At 63.7% G+C, this 16510-nt stretch carries 13 protein-coding genes; 6 read left to right on the top strand and 7 right to left on the bottom strand.

Annotation, left to right across the window (positions count from 1 at the left end; translation table 11 throughout):
- Window positions 1-50: 50 nt before the first annotated feature.
- The 4 genes from alkB to ACSQ84_RS01025 all read right to left on the bottom strand — a co-directional run bounded on the left by alkB (window position 51) and on the right by ACSQ84_RS01025 (window position 3666).
- Window positions 51-704: a DNA oxidative demethylase AlkB gene (gene alkB / locus ACSQ84_RS01040; protein ID WP_436209791.1), complete on the bottom strand. Its 654-nt coding sequence runs from the start codon at window positions 702-704 to the stop codon at window positions 51-53.
- Window positions 705-728: 24 nt separating this feature from the next.
- Window positions 729-1475: a 2OG-Fe(II) oxygenase gene (locus tag ACSQ84_RS01035; RefSeq protein WP_436209790.1), complete on the bottom strand. Its 747-nt coding sequence runs from the start codon at window positions 1473-1475 to the stop codon at window positions 729-731.
- 159 nt (window positions 1476-1634) lie between these two features.
- On the bottom strand, window positions 1635-2321 hold the full coding sequence (locus ACSQ84_RS01030; protein WP_436209789.1) for a DUF2848 domain-containing protein: 687 nt from the start codon (window positions 2319-2321) through the stop codon (window positions 1635-1637).
- Window positions 2314-3666, bottom strand: coding sequence for an amidase (locus ACSQ84_RS01025; RefSeq protein ID WP_436209788.1), 1353 nt, complete (start codon window positions 3664-3666; stop codon window positions 2314-2316). The genes ACSQ84_RS01030 and ACSQ84_RS01025 overlap by 8 nt, the downstream gene beginning before the upstream one ends.
- Before the next feature lie 236 nt (window positions 3667-3902).
- Between ACSQ84_RS01025 and ACSQ84_RS01020 the strand changes: the two genes are divergently transcribed.
- The 4 genes from ACSQ84_RS01020 (at window position 3903) to ACSQ84_RS01005 (ending at window position 7895) form a co-directional block, all read left to right on the top strand.
- Window positions 3903-4316: a Zn-ribbon domain-containing OB-fold protein gene (locus tag ACSQ84_RS01020; RefSeq protein ID WP_436209787.1), complete on the top strand. Its 414-nt coding sequence runs from the start codon at window positions 3903-3905 to the stop codon at window positions 4314-4316.
- Window positions 4317-4320: 4 nt separating this feature from the next.
- On the top strand, window positions 4321-5460 hold the full coding sequence (locus tag ACSQ84_RS01015; protein WP_436209786.1) for a thiolase C-terminal domain-containing protein: 1140 nt from the start codon (window positions 4321-4323) through the stop codon (window positions 5458-5460).
- A gap of 142 nt (window positions 5461-5602) precedes the next feature.
- On the top strand, window positions 5603-6517 hold the full coding sequence (locus tag ACSQ84_RS01010) for an SDR family NAD(P)-dependent oxidoreductase (protein WP_436209785.1): 915 nt from the start codon (window positions 5603-5605) through the stop codon (window positions 6515-6517).
- Window positions 6518-6959: 442 nt separating this feature from the next.
- Complete coding sequence (locus ACSQ84_RS01005) at window positions 6960-7895, top strand: SMP-30/gluconolactonase/LRE family protein (RefSeq protein ID WP_436211137.1); 936 nt, start codon at window positions 6960-6962, stop codon at window positions 7893-7895.
- Window positions 7896-8092: 197 nt separating this feature from the next.
- On the opposite strand, the gene ppc is transcribed toward ACSQ84_RS01005, so the two are convergent.
- The 3 genes from ppc to ACSQ84_RS00990 all read right to left on the bottom strand — a co-directional run bounded on the left by ppc (window position 8093) and on the right by ACSQ84_RS00990 (window position 13599).
- The gene (gene ppc, locus ACSQ84_RS01000) at window positions 8093-10876 is read right to left on the bottom strand and encodes a phosphoenolpyruvate carboxylase (protein WP_436209784.1); all 2784 of its coding nucleotides are present in this window, start codon (window positions 10874-10876) and stop codon (window positions 8093-8095) included.
- 227 nt (window positions 10877-11103) lie between these two features.
- Window positions 11104-12648: an acyl-CoA synthetase gene (locus tag ACSQ84_RS00995; protein ID WP_436209783.1), complete on the bottom strand. Its 1545-nt coding sequence runs from the start codon at window positions 12646-12648 to the stop codon at window positions 11104-11106.
- A gap of 135 nt (window positions 12649-12783) precedes the next feature.
- Window positions 12784-13599, bottom strand: a complete 816-nt coding sequence (locus ACSQ84_RS00990; RefSeq protein WP_436209782.1) for a crotonase/enoyl-CoA hydratase family protein — start codon at window positions 13597-13599, stop codon at window positions 12784-12786.
- 102 nt (window positions 13600-13701) lie between these two features.
- Here ACSQ84_RS00990 and ACSQ84_RS00985 point away from each other — a divergent pair, with 102 nt between their 5' ends.
- Both ACSQ84_RS00985 and ACSQ84_RS00980 read left to right on the top strand, forming a co-directional pair.
- Window positions 13702-14577, top strand: coding sequence for an SDR family oxidoreductase (locus tag ACSQ84_RS00985; protein WP_436209781.1), 876 nt, complete (start codon window positions 13702-13704; stop codon window positions 14575-14577).
- 204 nt (window positions 14578-14781) lie between these two features.
- Complete coding sequence (locus tag ACSQ84_RS00980; protein ID WP_436209780.1) at window positions 14782-16362, top strand: fatty acid--CoA ligase; 1581 nt, start codon at window positions 14782-14784, stop codon at window positions 16360-16362.
- The last annotated feature ends 148 nt before the right edge of the window (window positions 16363-16510 follow it).

Here is a 16510-nt window from a genome sequence, read left to right as displayed (position 1 = left end):
GGAAGAGCATAGACCAGACGAAACTTCGCTGGGAAGCGGGTAAGCTCGCGTCAGCGCGCTTTTCGAAACGTCAGATTGATGCGCTGGCGGCCCAACACGGCGTGTTCACCGTCGGTCAGGGGCGCAACGCCGTGAAAAAACAGGCGCGACGGCCCGCCCCAGACCACGACATCGCCATGCACCAGCCGAAACCGGGCCGGCCTGTCGGCGCGCTTCAATCCGCCGAACAGGAAGATCGCCGGTATCCCGAGCGACACCGAGACGATCGGCGCGGCAAAATCCTGCTCGTCCTTGTCCTGATGCAGCGACATCCGGGCGCCGGGCTCGTATCGGTTGATCAGGCAGGCATCCGGCGCAAAGTTCTTGAAGCCGGCCTCAGTCGCCGCTTCCGCGGCCAAGTCGCAAAACACCGCCGGCATTTTCGGCCATGGCTTTCCGGACTCGGGATCGACGCCGTCATAACGATAGCCGGTGCGATCGGTGACCCAACCGGCATTGCCGCAATTGGTCATCGCCACCGACATCTGGTGACCGCCCGGCGTCGACATATGACGAAACGGCGCTTGCGCCACGATCTCGCGCAGCGCCGGAATCAGACCGGCTTCAAAACGCAAACCGAAGCCGCGCAACAGCACGGCGCCATCAGCCATCGCTTCCCGCGACGGCTGCACTTCGGCAATGGCGTCGAATAAATCTGCCGTCATTTCGCTTCGTACTCACACGGTGAATCATTTGGCGTCGTGAAAGATCACGCCGACGGTGTGACGGTGGCCGGAGCGGATCTGGCTGACGCCGTGGCGCAGATTAACGCGATAGAACCCGCGCGTCCCCTGCACCGGCCGGTGATGCACAGCAAATGCCACAGCATCGCCCTGCATCAGCGGCACTACTTCCGGCCGCGACTGCATCCGCGGCCGCTGCTCGGTCAGCACGAACTCGCCACCGGTGAAATCGCGGCCGGGCTCCGAAAGGAGTATCGCGACCTGCAACGGGAACACATGCTCGCCATAGAGGTCCTGATGCAGGCAATTGTAATCGCCTTCGCCGTATTGCAGCAGCAGCGGCGTCGGCCGGACTTGTCCAGCGTCGTGGCAGCACTTCAGGAATGCCTGATGCGCCAAGGGATAGCGGATGTCGATGCCCATCGTCTGGTTCCAGCGATTGGCAATGCCGCACAGCCGCGCGTACAGCGCCGGGCGCAGTTCCGCGATCAGGTCGGGCAGCGGATAGGAGAAATATTTGTATTCGCCGCGCCCAAATCCGTGCCGCCCCATCACGATGCGGCTGCGGAATTTTGTGTCATCCGGATACAGCGCGGCGAGTGCCTGGCATTCGTCCGGCGACAGCAATCCCTTCAGCACGGCGCTGCCTTGCCCGTCGAGATCGGCGGTCACCCGCGTCCAGTCGATGCCATCGACGCGGGCGGCGATGTCGGGGGATGCATGGCGGTCGGCGGTTTTTGCAGTGGCTTTCATGGCAGGAAGTTTCTCAGACCGCTATCCCTCAAGCCACCCGATTTCCGAGGAACTCCGTCATGGCCGGGCTCGTCCCGGCCCATCCACGTCTTGCTTTACTCGATGATCGAAAGACGTGGATGCCCGGCACAAGGCCGGGCATGACGACCGAGTGGAACGCTACCCCAACACCGGCAGCGCGATCACGTCATAACCGTGGCCGATCTTTCGCTTCAGCACGGGATCTTCCAGTTCGAACTCGAACCGGCTCGCGGGGCGGATGCCGCCCTTGGCCGCAAACGTGCCGCCGAACATCGCGCAACCATCCGGCAGGCCCTTGCCGCCAAAGCCGCGGTCGATCAAATCCTTGACCGGCAGCATGCCATCGAGCGTGCCTTCCTGGTACAGCACCCGCGCGCCGTCGATGACGGCCCAGGAGCGCAGGATCATCTGGTCCCAGTGACCGATGACGTCTTCCAGCTCCCACAGCGTTGATGCCATCGGCTTGTCGCACATCTGTTTGGACACCGTGACGCTGTAGGCTTCCACCTTGCGGTCGGTATGGTCGGAGCCGCAGCCGACAAGGATGCGGCCCTGCCAGCCGATCAGCACAAACTCGACTTCGCCGCTGGAATCGCCGCCGCTGACTTCGATGCTGTCGGTGGTGGTGATGCGGCGCGTGGAGACGCGGTAATAGATCGGCGTCGAGGCCGGCCGCGCGATGCCGATCGCTTCCAGTTCCGCAATGTGCTTGTCGCGCGCCACCGGATCGCGCCCGGTCCAGCCGGCAATCACGGCCTGATCGATCGCAAGCGTCAGTGGCGTCGGCGCGCCCTTGTCTTCGACGGTAAAGGTAAGATCAAACACGGATGACGTTCTCCATTCCGGCCGCGAGTTCGAAAATGCAGCGGTCTCTTCCGCCGGCGCCCGCCAGCATCAGGCCAACCGGCACCTCGCCTTCGCGATTCGCCGGCAGCGAAATCGCGCAGCCGTCGAGCATGTTGATCAGCGTGCAGTTGCGCAACGCGCGCAAATTTTGCGTTGCGAACGCCTTGTCGTCGGCGAGGTCGGCGATGACGGGAGGTGTATTGGCCGTGGTCGGCATGACCAGCGCGTCATAGGGCGCGATGCGTGCTTCGGCGTGCGCGATGAACGACTTTCGGGCGCCAAGCAGGTCGATATAGTCGGCGGCGCTCATGCCCTCGCCGCGCAGGATGCGGACGTGCACGCGGGGATCGTAGACGTCGCCCTTGCTGACGATCAGATAGCGGTGCCACGCATAGCTCTCCGACGCCGCAAAACCGCCCTTGGCGTTCATCGCGCCGACGTCGAGGAATTCCGGCACTTCGATCCGTTCGATCAGCGCGCCCTGCCGTGACAGCGTCTCCAGCGCGCGCTCGAACGTTTTTGCGACCTCGTAATCGAGGTCATCGAGCGCAACCGTGGTCGGCACCGCGAGCCGCATGCCCCTGACGGGGCGCGGCTGTAACACCGGCAGCTCAGCCTCATCGGCCAGCACGGCGTCCATCGTCGCACAGCACTGAACCGTGCGTGCCAGCGGTCCGAAACTGTCGAGCGAGAATGACAGCGGCACGCCGCCGTCGAGCGGTACGCGGCGCTGCGTCGGCTTGAAGCCGACGATGCCGTTGAACGCCGCCGGGATCCGGCAGGAGCCGCCGGTATCGGTGCCGAGCGCGCCATGCGCCATGCCGTCAGCGACCGAGACCGCTGCGCCCGAGGACGAGCCGCCGGGCACGTGGCCGACTCTACGGTTCCAGACGCTCTTCGGCGTGCCGTAATGCGGGTTGATGCCGATGCCGGAATAGGCGAACTCGGTCATGTTGGTTCGACCGATCACGATGAAGCCGGCCCGGCGCAGCCGCGCCACCACAGGCGCATCGGCTCCCGCCGGCGTGCAATCTTCCAGCGCCCGCGAGCCGGCGCGGGTCACCTGCCCCTTGATGTCGAACAGATCCTTGATCGAGACCGGGATGCCGGCAAACGGCGACGGCGCCGCATGGGCCTTGCGCAGCCGGTCCATCGCGTCTGCCGCACCTAGGGCGCCTTCCTTGTCGACATGGATGAACGCGCGCGATCCCTCGCCCGAAGCGTCGGCTATTTTGGCAAGACATTCCTCCACCAGCTTGCGGGCGGAGGTCGCCCCGCTCTCGAGATCGGCGGCGAGTGAGGCAAGTGTTGATATGTTCGGCATGACCTGTCCGGTTTCGTTTTGCTTTGGCGCCGCTGGTCCGAAGTTGCGCGGTACGCAGGGCAATGATTTGCCGCGGCGCGGACTATTGCCTGAGACACGCTGGCATACAAGCGCTGTTGGCTTGCGGGAATGCGGCCATGCAACGGCGCCGCTGGACCGTTGACGGGGAATGGTCAAATGTCGCATCAAGATCGCAGCACGCGGGCCGATGCCCGCCTCGAGGAGGAATGCCTGATATGGCGGAGCCAGCGCGCGCTAGACCGAAGCCGACCCCGGAAACCCAGCATTTCTGGGACGGTACCGCGGCCGGCGAATTGCGCCTGCAACGTTGCGATGCCTGCGCCAATGTCTATTTTCCGCCGCGCCCATTCTGCCCGTCCTGCGCCTCGCGCAAGGTCAGCGTGTTCAAGGCGAGCGGCAAGGCCAAGCTCTACAGCTACGTCATCAACCATCGGCCCGCCGCGCCCGGCTTCACGCCACCTTATGCGATCGCCGTCGTCGAACTCGACGAAGGCCCGCGCATGATGAGCAACATCATCGATTGCCCGCAGACGCCGGAGGCGCTCGAACTCGACATGAGGCTCGAAGTCGCGTTCGAGAAGCTCGACGACAAGATCACCCTTCCCCAGTTCCGTCCGGCGAAGGGCTAGCACCATGCGCAGAAACCAGGTCGCCGTCGTCGGCGCCGCCGAGACCACCGAACTTGGCGTCATTCCGAACATGTCGCAGATCCAGCTCCACGCCGATGCGGCGCTCAACGCCATTGCCGATGCCGGGCTGAAACTGTCCGACATCGACGGCATCGCCACCGCGGTGGAAACCCCGCAGCAGATCGCCCATTACCTCGGCATCAAGCCGACCTGGGTCGACGGCACCTCGGTTGGCGGCTGCTCGTTCATGCTGCATGTCCGCCACGCCGCGGCCGCGATCGAGGCCGGGCTGTGCAAGACGGTGCTGATCACACACGCCGAGAGCGGCAAGTCGATGATCGGCAAGCTGCCGCGCTCGACGCCGCCGGACAGCCTCAACGGCCAGTTCGAATCGCCGTTCGGCGTGTTCGGCCCGCCCAGCATGTTTCCGATCCCCGTGCTGCGCTACATGAAGACCTACGGCATCACCCATGAGCAGATCGCCATGGTCGCGGTGGTGCAGCGCGAATGGGCCGCGAAGAATCCGCGCGCCACCATGAAGGCGCCGATCACGGTCGAGGACGTGCTGAACTCGAAGATGATCGCCTATCCGTTCCGCATCCTGCAATGCTGCCTCGTCACTGACGGCGGCGGCGCGCTGATCCTCACCTCGGCCGACCGCGCCAGGGATTTCCCGAACAAGCCGGTCTATATCCTCGGCACTGGCGAGAGCGTGGAAACACCGATGGTCAGCCAGATGGAGACCTTCAACTCCTCGCGCGCCTTCAAGGTGGCCGGGCCGATGGCGTTCAGGGAGGCCGGCATCGCCCACAAGGACGTCGATCATCTGATGATCTACGACGCCTTTGCGCATCTGCCGCTGTTTGGCCTTGGCGATCTCGGCTTCATGCCGCATGAAGCGACCGGCAAGTTCATCGCCGACGGCAACACGCGCCCCGGCGGCAAGCTGCCGCTCAACACCAATGGCGGCGGATTGAGCTACATGCATTCGGGCATGTACGGCATGTACGCGCTGCAGGAAAGCGTGCGGCAAATGCGCGGCATCGCGCCGGCGCAAGTCAAGGACGCGAAAATCTCGGTCTGCCACGGCGTCGGCGGCATGTTCGCGGCATCCGGCACGATCATCTTTACGAACGAACGCTAACAGCTTTCGTCATTCCGGGATGCGCCACTTGGCGCAGGCCCGGAATCCATACTCCCGATCGTGGTTATGGATTCCGGGCTCGTCGCTTCGCTCCGCCCCGGAATGACGAAAAATAATTCACACAGACAACGGGAGAACCACCATGACCAAATCACTGCAAGACAAAGTCATCATCGTCACCGGCGCGGGCCGCGGCATTGGCCGTGAGATCGCGCTGCTCTGCGCGGCCGAAGGGGCAAAGGTCGTGGTCAACGATCCCGGCGTCGCCGCCGACGGCGCCGGCACCAGCGCCGCTCCCGCCGAGGAAGTGGTCGAAGAAATCAAGAAGCGCGGCGGCAGCGCGGTCGCCAATTTCGAGTCGGTGGCGGAAGCGATCCCCGCCAGCAAGATCGTGAAGACGGCGACCGATCATTTCGGGCGGCTCGACGGCGTCGTCAACAATGCCGGCATCCTGCGCGACATGATCTTCCACAAAATGAGCGTGGAGGCGTTCGAGGCCGTCATCAAGGTGCATCTGATGGGCTCGTTCTATGTCAGCCACGCCGCGGCGCGGCTGTTCCGCGAACAGGAGAGCGGCTCCTTCGTGCACTTCACCTCGACCTCGGGCCTGATCGGCAATTTCGGCCAGGCCAATTACGCCGCCGCCAAGCTCGGCATCGTCGGCCTGTCGAAGTCGATCGCGCTCGATATGGGCCGCTTCAACGTGCGCTCGAACTGCGTCTCGCCGTTCGCCTGGACCCGCATGATCGGCACCATCCCGACCGAGACCGAAGCCGAGAAGGCGCGGGTGGCGAAAATCCAGCAGATGGGACCGGAGAAGATCGCGCCGCTCTGCGCGCATCTGCTCGGCGACGCCGCCAAGGACGTGACCGGACAAATCTTCGGCGTGCGCATGAACGAAATTTTCCTGTTCGGCCAGCATCGTCCGGTGCGCTCGGTGCACCGCGGCGAAGGCTGGACGCCACAGACCATCGCCGAGCACGGCATGCCAGCGCTCAAGGGATCATTCTCCAAGCTCGACCGCTCGGCCGACATTTTCACCTGGGATCCGATCTAACTACCGAAGCCTGGGGTGGGCAAAGGCGCGCCGGCGCCGTGCCCACCTCCCTTTGCAAAAGGAAGGGTGGGCACGCTTACACTTTGCGCACCGCACGACCGCCACTTCCTCACCACCCCCCGGTTGCCCCCAAACTTCGCCCGCTTTCCGCCGGATTGCGGGCTCAGACTTTCCTTCCCAACGACAAAAACCATGGGAGGAAATCATGACAAATCCGACTGATCTGCCTGACCACCGGGCCGATGCGAGATCGAGCGGGCTCGATCGCCGCACGTTGTTCAAGGGCGCGGCGGCGCTGGCCGCGACCGCGGCGACGATGACGGCGGCTTCCGCGGCGTCCGTCACGCCATTCGGCCAAACCGGCGTCGTAACGCGGTCAACCGCGCCGCTGCCGCTGGGGCCACTGCCGGGGGCCCGCTATCCGGATGCCCGCCTGGAGTCGATGAAAAAGAAGGGGGTCTCGTTCGGGCCAACCGGCTTCCCGGCCTTTGCCGGCACCATGGCCGTCGAGCGCGTCGCCACCGGATTCCGCTGGGCCGAGGGACCGGTCTACTTCCCAGCCGGCCGCTATGTGCTGTTCTCCGACATTCCCAACAACCGCATCATGCGCTTCTCGGAGGATGACGGTCACGTCAGCGTCTACCGGCAACCGTCGATGAACTCGAACGGCAACACCATCGATCGGGAAGGACGCCTGATCACCTGTGAACATAGCGGCCGACGGGTGACCCGGACCGAACTCGACGGCTCGATCACCATCATCGCCGACAAGTTCAACGGCAAGAAACTTAACTCGCCGAACGACGCGGTTGTCGCCGCCGACGGTTCGATCTGGTTCTGCGATCCGGGCTACGGGATCGGCGGCTTCTATGAGGGCATTAAAGCCGATGCCGAGCAGGACAAGAAGAACGTCTATCGGGTGGATCCGAAATCCGGTGACATCAAGATGGTCGTCGATGACTTCGTGCAGCCTAACGGCCTTTGCTTCTCGCCTGACGAGAAGAAGCTCTACATCTGCGACACCGGTTTCACCGACGGGCCGGACAACCCGTCGCATATCCGCGTGTTCGACGTCGATCTTGCGGCCGGCAAGCTTTCGAACAGCAAGGTCTTTGCGGACATGCCCAAGCCCAGCATCACCGACGGGCTGCGCTGCGACACCGCCGGGCGCCTGTGGTGCTCGGTGGGCTGGGGCGATCCGAACGAGGACGGCGTGCGCTGCTACATGCCGGATGGCGATCTGCTCGGCAAGATCCACATCCCGGAAACCGTTGCCAATCTGTGTTTTGGTGGCATGCAGCGAAACCGGCTGTACATCTGCGGCTCGTCATCGCTTTATGCCGTCTACACCAGTGTGCAGGGCGCGTTGAAGCCTTGATCAATCCAGGGGCGGCGACAGCACCGCTATAGTTGGGGTGATCTGCACCTACAGACGTCATTGCGAGGAGCGAAGCGACGAAGCAATCCATCCATCCGCACACGCGGAGAGATGGATTGCTTCGCGGAGCCTGTCATCGGGCGCGCATTCGCGCGACCCGGTAGCTCGCAATGACGAGATGAAGTCCCGGTCGTCCCCTACCCGCTATTCCGCAGCCCCGCCGATATCCCGTTAATCGTCAGCTGAATCCCGCGCAGTACCTGCTCGTCGGGGTTTTGCGCGCGATGCTCTTTCAGCAACTCCACCTGCACGTGGTTGAGCGGATCGAGATAAGGGAAGCGGTTGCGGATCGATCTCTCCAGCAGCGGGTTGCCCTGCAACAGCCGTTCCTGGCCCATGATGTCGAGCAGCGTCTCGATCGACAGGTTCCACTCGCGCTTGATGCGTCCGAAGATTTTGTCGCGCAGCGCTACGTCAGGCACCAGTTCGGCATAGCGCGAAGCGATCGCGATCGAGCTCTTGGCCAGCACCATGTCCATATTCGACAGCAACATCCGGAAGAACGGCCATTCGCGGTAGAGCTCCTGCAGGAACGGCATGCCCTGCTCGGGGTGTTCGGCGATCCAGCTCTCGACCGCCGAACCGAAGCCGTACCAGCCCGGCAGCATCAGCCGGCATTGCGCCCAGCTGAACACCCAGGGGATCGCGCGCAAATCCTCGATCTCGCGGGTCTTCTTGCGCGACGCGGGGCGGCTGCCGATGTTGAGCGTCGAGATTTCGGTGATGACGGTCGAACCCCAGAAATAGTCGGCAAAGCCTTCGGTCTCGTAGACCAGCCCGCGATAAGCCCTGAACGCCAGCGCCGACAGCTGGTCCATCGCGGTCAGATATTCGGTGCGCTGCGCACTTTGCCTGGGATGCAGCAGGCTGGCTTCCAGCGTGGCAGCCGCCAGGATCTCCAGATTACTGCGGCCGACCTCGGCGTTGGAATACTTGCTGGAGATGATCTCGCCCTGCTCGGTGATGCGGATTTGGCCGTTCACCGCGCCGCCGGGCTGCGCGATGATCGCGTCATAGCTCGGCCCGCCGCCGCGGCCGACCGAACCGCCGCGGCCGTGGAACAGCCGCATCCGCACATGGTGGCGCTCGAACACCTCGACGAGGCCAATCTCGGCTTTGTAGAGCTCCCAGCCCGAAGTAACAAAACCGCCATCCTTGTTGCTGTCGGAATAGCCGAGCATCACTTCCTGTACGCCGCCGCGGCTGTCTACCAGCTTGCGATAATCGTGCAGTGACAGCATCCGGTCCATGATGGCGCTGGAAGCCTGCAAGTCCTCAATGGTCTCAAACAGCGGAACGATGTTGATCGAGCTGCGGCCGGAGGGATCGACCAGTCCGACCTCCTTGAGCAGCAGCGCGACCTCCAGCATGTCGGACATGCCCTTGCACATCGAGATAATGCATTGATGAATCACGTCGGGACCGAATTTGGCGTGCGCCTCGGCGGCGGCGTGGAACACCGCGAGTTCACCGAGTGTCTCCTCGCTGTATTTCACGAAGGAGGACGTCAGCGGCCGGGCGTTGCGCAATTCGCTCGCAAGCAGCGCGACGCGCGCCTCCTCGCCAAGCGCCAGATAGGACATGCCGGGCATCGCCGCATCGAGCAATTCGGCCACCGTCCGCTCATGCACGGCCGAATTCTGCCGCATATCGAGCCGGGCCAGATGGAAGCCGAAGCAATCGACGGCGCGGCGCAATAGCCTGAGCCGCCCGCGCGCGATCACGCCCGAATTATTGGCAATCAGCGAACGGTCGAGCACGTCGAGATCGGCCTTGAATTCCTTGACGCTGGTATAGGGCGCGGCCGCGCCGACCGCCGGCCGCGTGGTTTCGACCTCGAGCCGCCCGGCGGTCGCAGTCAGGCGCGCATAGATACCCGATACCGCCAGTCGATACGGCTCGCCGCTCCGGTGCGGCGAGGTATCGGGCGAACGCTCGGCTAGCGCGCGCAACTCTTCGGAAACGTCGGCGAGATGCGCAGCGAGCGACAGCTCGGCGCCGAGCGCGTGCAGCTCTTCGAGGTAGAAGCGCATCACGCGGCTCGATTGCAGGCGCAAGGTGCCGCGCATCACGTCGGCGGTCACGAACGGATTGCCGTCGCGGTCGCCGCCGATCCAGCTCCCCATGGTCAGGAACGACGCCAGTTCGCCTTGCGTGCCGGCATCCTCCTGATTCAGCCGGTCCTCCAGCGCGCAATGCAGCCGCGGCACCTCATGCAGGAAGGTATAGTCGTAGAATGAAAGTCCGTTGGCGACTTCGTCGAGCACCGTCAGCTTGGTCCGGCGCAGCAGATTGGTCTGCCACAGCGTCAGCACGGCGCGGCGCAACTGCTCGTCGCTGGCCTCGATCTCTTCCGGGGTCAGCTGCACGCGTTCGCGGCGGTCGAGCAGCGCGGCAATCTCCATCTCGCGGTCGATCGTGCTCTTGCGGCGGACCTCGGTCGGATGCGCTGTGAGCACCGGGCTGACCTGGGCATCCCCAAAGAAGCGGCGCAGATCGGCGGCGCTGAAGCCGGCCGTCTTTGCGTGTGCCAAAGTTTGCGTGAGCACGCTCGGCCGTGACGCGCCGCCGACGCCCCATCCACGCATCTGGCGGATGTTGTTCTGGTCCTCGGCGATATTGGCCAGATGCGAGAAATAGCTGAAGGCGCGGACGATCCGCACCGTCTCGCTGGTCGACATGCTGTCGAGAATGGTTTCCAGCTCCCGCCGCGCCAGCTTGTCGTCGTCGCGGTGAAACCGGATCGAGGTCTGCCTGATACGCTCGACCAGATCGAACGCCTCAGCGCCCTCCTGGTCACGCACGGTATCGCCGAGAATGCGCCCCAGCAGCCTGATATCGGTCCGCAGCCGCGCATCCTCGGCGTCTTCGACGCGATTGACGCGGATCTCGGTCTCGGAAGGCACGGTCTGGGGTGACATGGTCGGCTACTCCAGAGGCTTGCCCGGCAAGTTCTGGAGTGTGCAAGTTTTTTGCCGCAGTGCAAGATAAAGATCGAGGCGGTGCAAACTGACGGACCTCATCCTGAGGAGTGGCCACCAGACCGCGTCTCGAAGGATGGCCACATCGGGGCCTGCATGGTTCGCCCGGCGATGCGAAGCATCGTCCGGAGACGCGCAGTTGGCGCTCCTCACCATGAGGAGTTGGACTAAATCCTTCGCCCGGCCCGCTCCCAATAGGGATCGCGCAGGCGGCGCTTGAAGATCTTGCCGGAATCTTCCCGCGGCAGATTGGCCTGGATTTCGATGTGCTTGGGCACCTTATAATCGGCCAGTGACTCCTTCAGCTCGGCGCGGACCGCGGCGATATCGAGCGTCACGCCCGGCTGCGGCTCCACCACCGCCATCAGCGCTTCGCCGAATTCTTCGTCGGGAATGCCGAACACCGCGCAGTCATGCACCCCGGGCACGGCATGCAGCGCGGCCTCGATTTCCGCCGGATAGATATTGACGCCGCCCGAAATCACCATGTCGCGCTTGCGGTCGCAGATAAAGACGTAGCCGTCTTCGTCGACATAGCCGACGTCGCCCGAGGTGATGAACCCCTCGCGGTCGATCTCGGCACGCTTCTCCGGCTTGTTGTGATAGGTGAAATCCGGATTGCCCGCGATGCGCGAATAGATTTCGCCGATTTCGCCCGGCGGCAGCACGCGCCCGTCATCGCCGATGAAGCGCAGTTCGGCGCCCGGCGATATCTTGCCGACGGTACCGGGCTTCTTCAGCGCGTCCTCGGAACTGGCGAAGGTCACGGCGCCTGACTCGGTCGAGCCGTAGAATTCATAGATCACCGGCCCCCACCATTCGATCATCGCGCGCTTGACGTCGGCCGGACAGGGTGCGGCGGCATGGATGATATGACGCAGCGACGACACGTCGTACTTCCTGCGCACTTCCTCGGGCAGCTTCATCAGCCGGATGAACATGGTCGGCACCATGAATATCGTGTCGACCCGCTCCGTCTCGATCAGGCGCAGGAATTCCTCGGGCTCGAAGCGTGGCATCAATATCAGCGCGCCGCCAAGGCGTCCGGCGCGCAGGCCGAACGAGTTCGGCGCGGAATGATACAGCGGGCCCGGCAGGATCGTGCGCGCGCCCGGTTTGAGGCCGTAGATCATCGCGCGCATCGCCTCGGCGTTGGCGCTCTGCGCGGGCGTCGGCGCAAAGCGGCGTACGCCCTTCGGGTGGCCCGTGGTGCCCGAGGTATAAATCATGTTCTGCGGCTGCGGCACCACCGGCCCATCATAGCGCGGCTGCTGCTGGAGCCAGGATTCGAAATCGATCGCGAAATCCGGCGTCGCGAGATGATCGGGATTGATCCTGTAGTTCGCCAGAATCTCCGGCGGCGTCGGCACGCTGAGCGCGGTGACGCCGGATGGAATCGCATCGCGCAACTGATGCAGCATGTCGGCATGCGCGATCAGCACGGAGGTGCCGGAATCCTTCAGCACGTAATTGATTTCTTCCGGCTTGAAGTGCCAGTTGACGGGAACACCATAGGCGCCGAGCCGCATCGCGGCATAGGCCGCCTCGATGAAGGCGATGTCGTTGCGCATCAGCATGCAGACGCTATCACCGGGCTTGACGCCGAGCTGATGCAGGCCGCTGGCGATACGGTCGGCGCGCTCGGCGACCTCGGCATGCTCGCGCCGGCGCTGGCCGCTGATGATGCCGAGGAAGGGCGATGGCGTTGTCATTGTCGCTTCCGATTTCTCGCCGGGTTTGCAAGTCCTCATGGTGAGGAGCGCGTCTTCGCGCGTCTCGAACCATGAGTTTGTGGCCATCCTTCGAGACGGCCGCTTCGCGGCCTCCTCAGGATGAGGTCTGAGCATTCATCCCGCATCCGCAAATCTCGGTGCCCGCTTCTCCAGATTGGCGCGCACGGCTTCCTGCTGGTTGGGCCCACCCATCAGCTTCATCTGCTCGACGGATTCGGCGAGCAGCGCCGGGCCGGGATCGACGGAGAGATTGTTGAGCATGCGCTTGGCGGCGCGGATCGCATCGGGACTCTTGCCGGCGATTTCGCGCGCAACCTCGAAGGCCGCGGCGCGCGGGTCGTCGCAAATTCGCGTGGCAAGGCCGTAGCTCATGGCTTCTTGCGCGGAGAAAATGCGGCCGGTGTAGGTGAGATCGCGCAGGATATCGTCGCGCACCAGGCTGGCGAGGATCGGCGTGCCCGCCATGTCGGGCACCAGGCCCCATTTGATTTCCATGATCGACATCCGCGCATCCGGGGTGAGAAAGCGCATGTCGGCGCCGAGCGCGAGCTGGAACCCGCCGCCAAAGGCGACGCCCTGGATTGCCGCAATCACCGGAACCGGAAGTTGCCGCCAGCCCCATACCGCCTGCTGGGGAAAATTGGCCAGGCCATGGGTGCGTGCGGAAAGGTCGCGCTTCTCGCCCCCGGCGATCCCGTTGCCGCCGGTCTCCTTCATCGCGGCGAAACGGCCCATATCGAGACCGGCGCAGAACGACCGGCCCTCGCCGGACAATACTACCGCCCGGACGCCTTTTTCATGGGCAAGTCGTTCAGTTGCAGCCACAATCGCCCCGAACATCGCGGCATCGAGCGCGTTCATTTTGTCCGCTCGTACCAGCCGGACGTCGGCAATGCCGTCCGAAATCGAGATCGCGACGCGCTGCTCCATGAGAATTCTCCTCCACTGCTTTTTCTTGATACCGCTTTACAGAACGGCCTTGTCCGGATTTAGTCAATCGACCAATTAACAGAATTCCTTCGGGTGGAAACGATGTTCAACGATCAGCTTCTCGCCGGGCGGCGCATTCTCGTAACCGGGGGCGGTACCGGCCTCGGCAAATCCATGGCGGCGCGATTCCTCGAGCTTGGCGCCGAGGTCCATATCTGCGGCCGCCGCAAAATCGTGTGCGACGAGACCGCAACCGAACTGATGGACCTGCACGGCGGACGCGTGGTCAGCCACGGCGTCGACATCCGCAACGCGCTTGCGGTCGATGAAATGATCGAATCGATCTGGAGCGGCGGTCCGCTCACCGACCTCATCAACAACGCCGCCGGCAATTTCGTCTCGCGCACCCAGGACCTGACGCCGCGCGGCTTCGATGCCATCGCCAATATCGTGATGCACGGTACGTTCTACGTGACGCATGCGATCGGCCGGCGCTGGATTGCGGAGAAACAGCGCGGCAACGTGGTGTCGATCACCGTGACGTGGGTGCGCAACGGCAGCCCCTATGTGGTGCCGTCCGCGATGAGCAAATCCGCGATCCACGCCATGACAATGTCGCTGGCAATGGAATGGGGCCGCTATGGCATCCGCCTCAACACCATCGCTCCCGGCGAAATCCCGACCGAGGGCATGAGCAAGCGTCTCAACCCCGGCGATGAACCCGGTGCCCGCACCATTGCCAGGAATCCGATGGGCCGCGTCGGCAAGATGGAGGAGTTGCAGAACCTTGCCGTGTTCCTGATCTCCGGCGGTTGCGACTGGATCAATGGCGAGACCATTGCGATGGACGGCGCGCAGGCGCTGGCAACCGGCGGCAACTTCTACGAGATGCGCGACTGGTCGGATGCGGACTGGGAGCGGGCGCGGGACACGATCAAGGCGCAGAACGAAAAGGATCGCGCGGCCAGGGGCAGCTAGGTTGTCGTCCCTGCGCACGCAGGGACCCATAACCACCGTCATTCGTTTTGCGAAGGCAACTAACTCTATCGTCTCACCGATGGGCCGCGGCGTATGGGTCCCTGCGTTCGCAGGGACGACAGTGGCATATTGAGCGGCATATTGTTTTTGTTGCCGGACCGCGCCAAACTCTGCGCAACGAAAATAAGACACGACGGGAGAAACATGTCCGCCACACAAGCGCCGGCCAACCTTGCCGAGATGGTGCGCGAGCGCGCCAGGAGCCGCGGCAATGCCGTAGCCTATGAGTTCGAAGGGCGCCAGACCAGTTTCGCCGAGTTCGACATCAAGACCAATCGCGTGGCCAATGCGCTGATCGCGCTTGGCGTCAAGCCGGGCGAGCGCATCGCCTATCTCGGCAAGAACAGCGACATCTATTTCGAACTCTTGATGGGCGCGATGAAGGCCAATGTGGTGATGGCGCCGGTGAATTGGCGGCTGGCCGGACCCGAAGTCGCCTTCATCGTCGCGGATTGCCGCGCGCCGGTATTGTTCGTGGGGCCGGAATTCATCACGCAGGCCCGCAACATCAAGCCGCAGCTGCCTGATCTGCGCACCATCATCACCACCGAAGGCGGCGCGTCGGAATGGCCGGATTTTGCGGCGTGGCGCGACGCGCAAAGCGGCGATGATCCGAAGGTGCCGATCAGTCCGAAGGACATCGCGATCCAGCTTTATACATCGGGCACCACCGGCAAACCCAAGGGCGCGATGCTGTCGCACGCCAACTTCCTCAATCTGGTGCAGACCGGCAGTGAGGCCGAGAAGCCCGACTGGAACAAATGGTCCACCGACGACGTCTCGCTGGTGGCAATGCCGATCTTCCACATCGGCGGCTCCGGCTGGGGCGTGATGGGGCTCTATCATGGCGCCAAGGGCGTCATCGCGCGCGAGTTCGATCCGACCAAGGTGCTGGATTTCCTCGAGCAGTCCGGCATCACCAAACTGTTCATGGTGCCGGCCGCGATGCAGTTCGTGGTGCGGCAGCCGCGGGCGCGGCAGGTGGATTTCTCGCGGCTGAAATACATGCTCTACGGCGCCTCGCCGATCCCGGCAGCGCTGCTCAAGGAATGCATCGAAGTGTTCAAATGCGGCTTCGTGCAGATGTACGGCATGACCGAAACCACCGGCACCATCGTCGCGCTGCCGCCGGAAGACCACATCGAGGGCCTCGACCGCATGCGCTCGGCCGGCAAGGCCCTGCCCGGCATCGAGCTTGCGATCCTCGACGCCGACGGCAAGCGGTTGCCGGTGGGCGAAGTCGGCGAGATCGCGACGCGTTCCGGCTCCAACATGGTCGGCTACTGGAACCTGCCGGAAGCCACCGCCAGAACGCTCGACCGCGACGGCTGGCTGCGCACCGGCGATGCCGGCTATCTGGACAAGGATGGCTACCTCTATATCCACGACCGCATCAAGGACATGATCATCTCCGGCGGCGAGAACATCTACCCCGCCGAAGTCGAGAGCGCGATCTGCGATCACCCTGACGTCGCCGAAGCTGCCGTGATCGGCATCCCCGACGACAAATGGGGCGAAGCGGTCAAGGCGATCGTGGTGATGAAGCCCGGCAAGGCCGCGACGTCCGCCGACATCATCAACTTCACCCGCGAACGCATCGCCGGCTTCAAGACGCCGAAGACGGTCGACTTCATGGAAGCGCTGCCGCGCAATCCCTCGGGCAAGATTTTGCGGCGGAATTTGCGTGACCCGTATTGGGCGGGGAAAGATCGTCAGGTGAATTGATCTCGTGCATGCGCCACCTTCTCCACGTCGTCCCTGCGAACGCAGGGACCCATACGCCCTGTCGTTATTCATTGCGGGTAGTATACGTTGCCTCCGTTTAGCTAGCGTGCCCCACACTCTACGCTGTGGTTATGGGTCCCTGCGTTCG

Source organism: Bradyrhizobium sp. LjRoot220, from assembly GCF_964252915.1.
GTDB lineage: Bacteria > Pseudomonadota > Alphaproteobacteria > Rhizobiales > Xanthobacteraceae > Bradyrhizobium.
The sequence above is the reverse complement of the archived record's forward strand: the minus strand, read 5'-3'. Positions and strand labels throughout refer to the sequence as shown.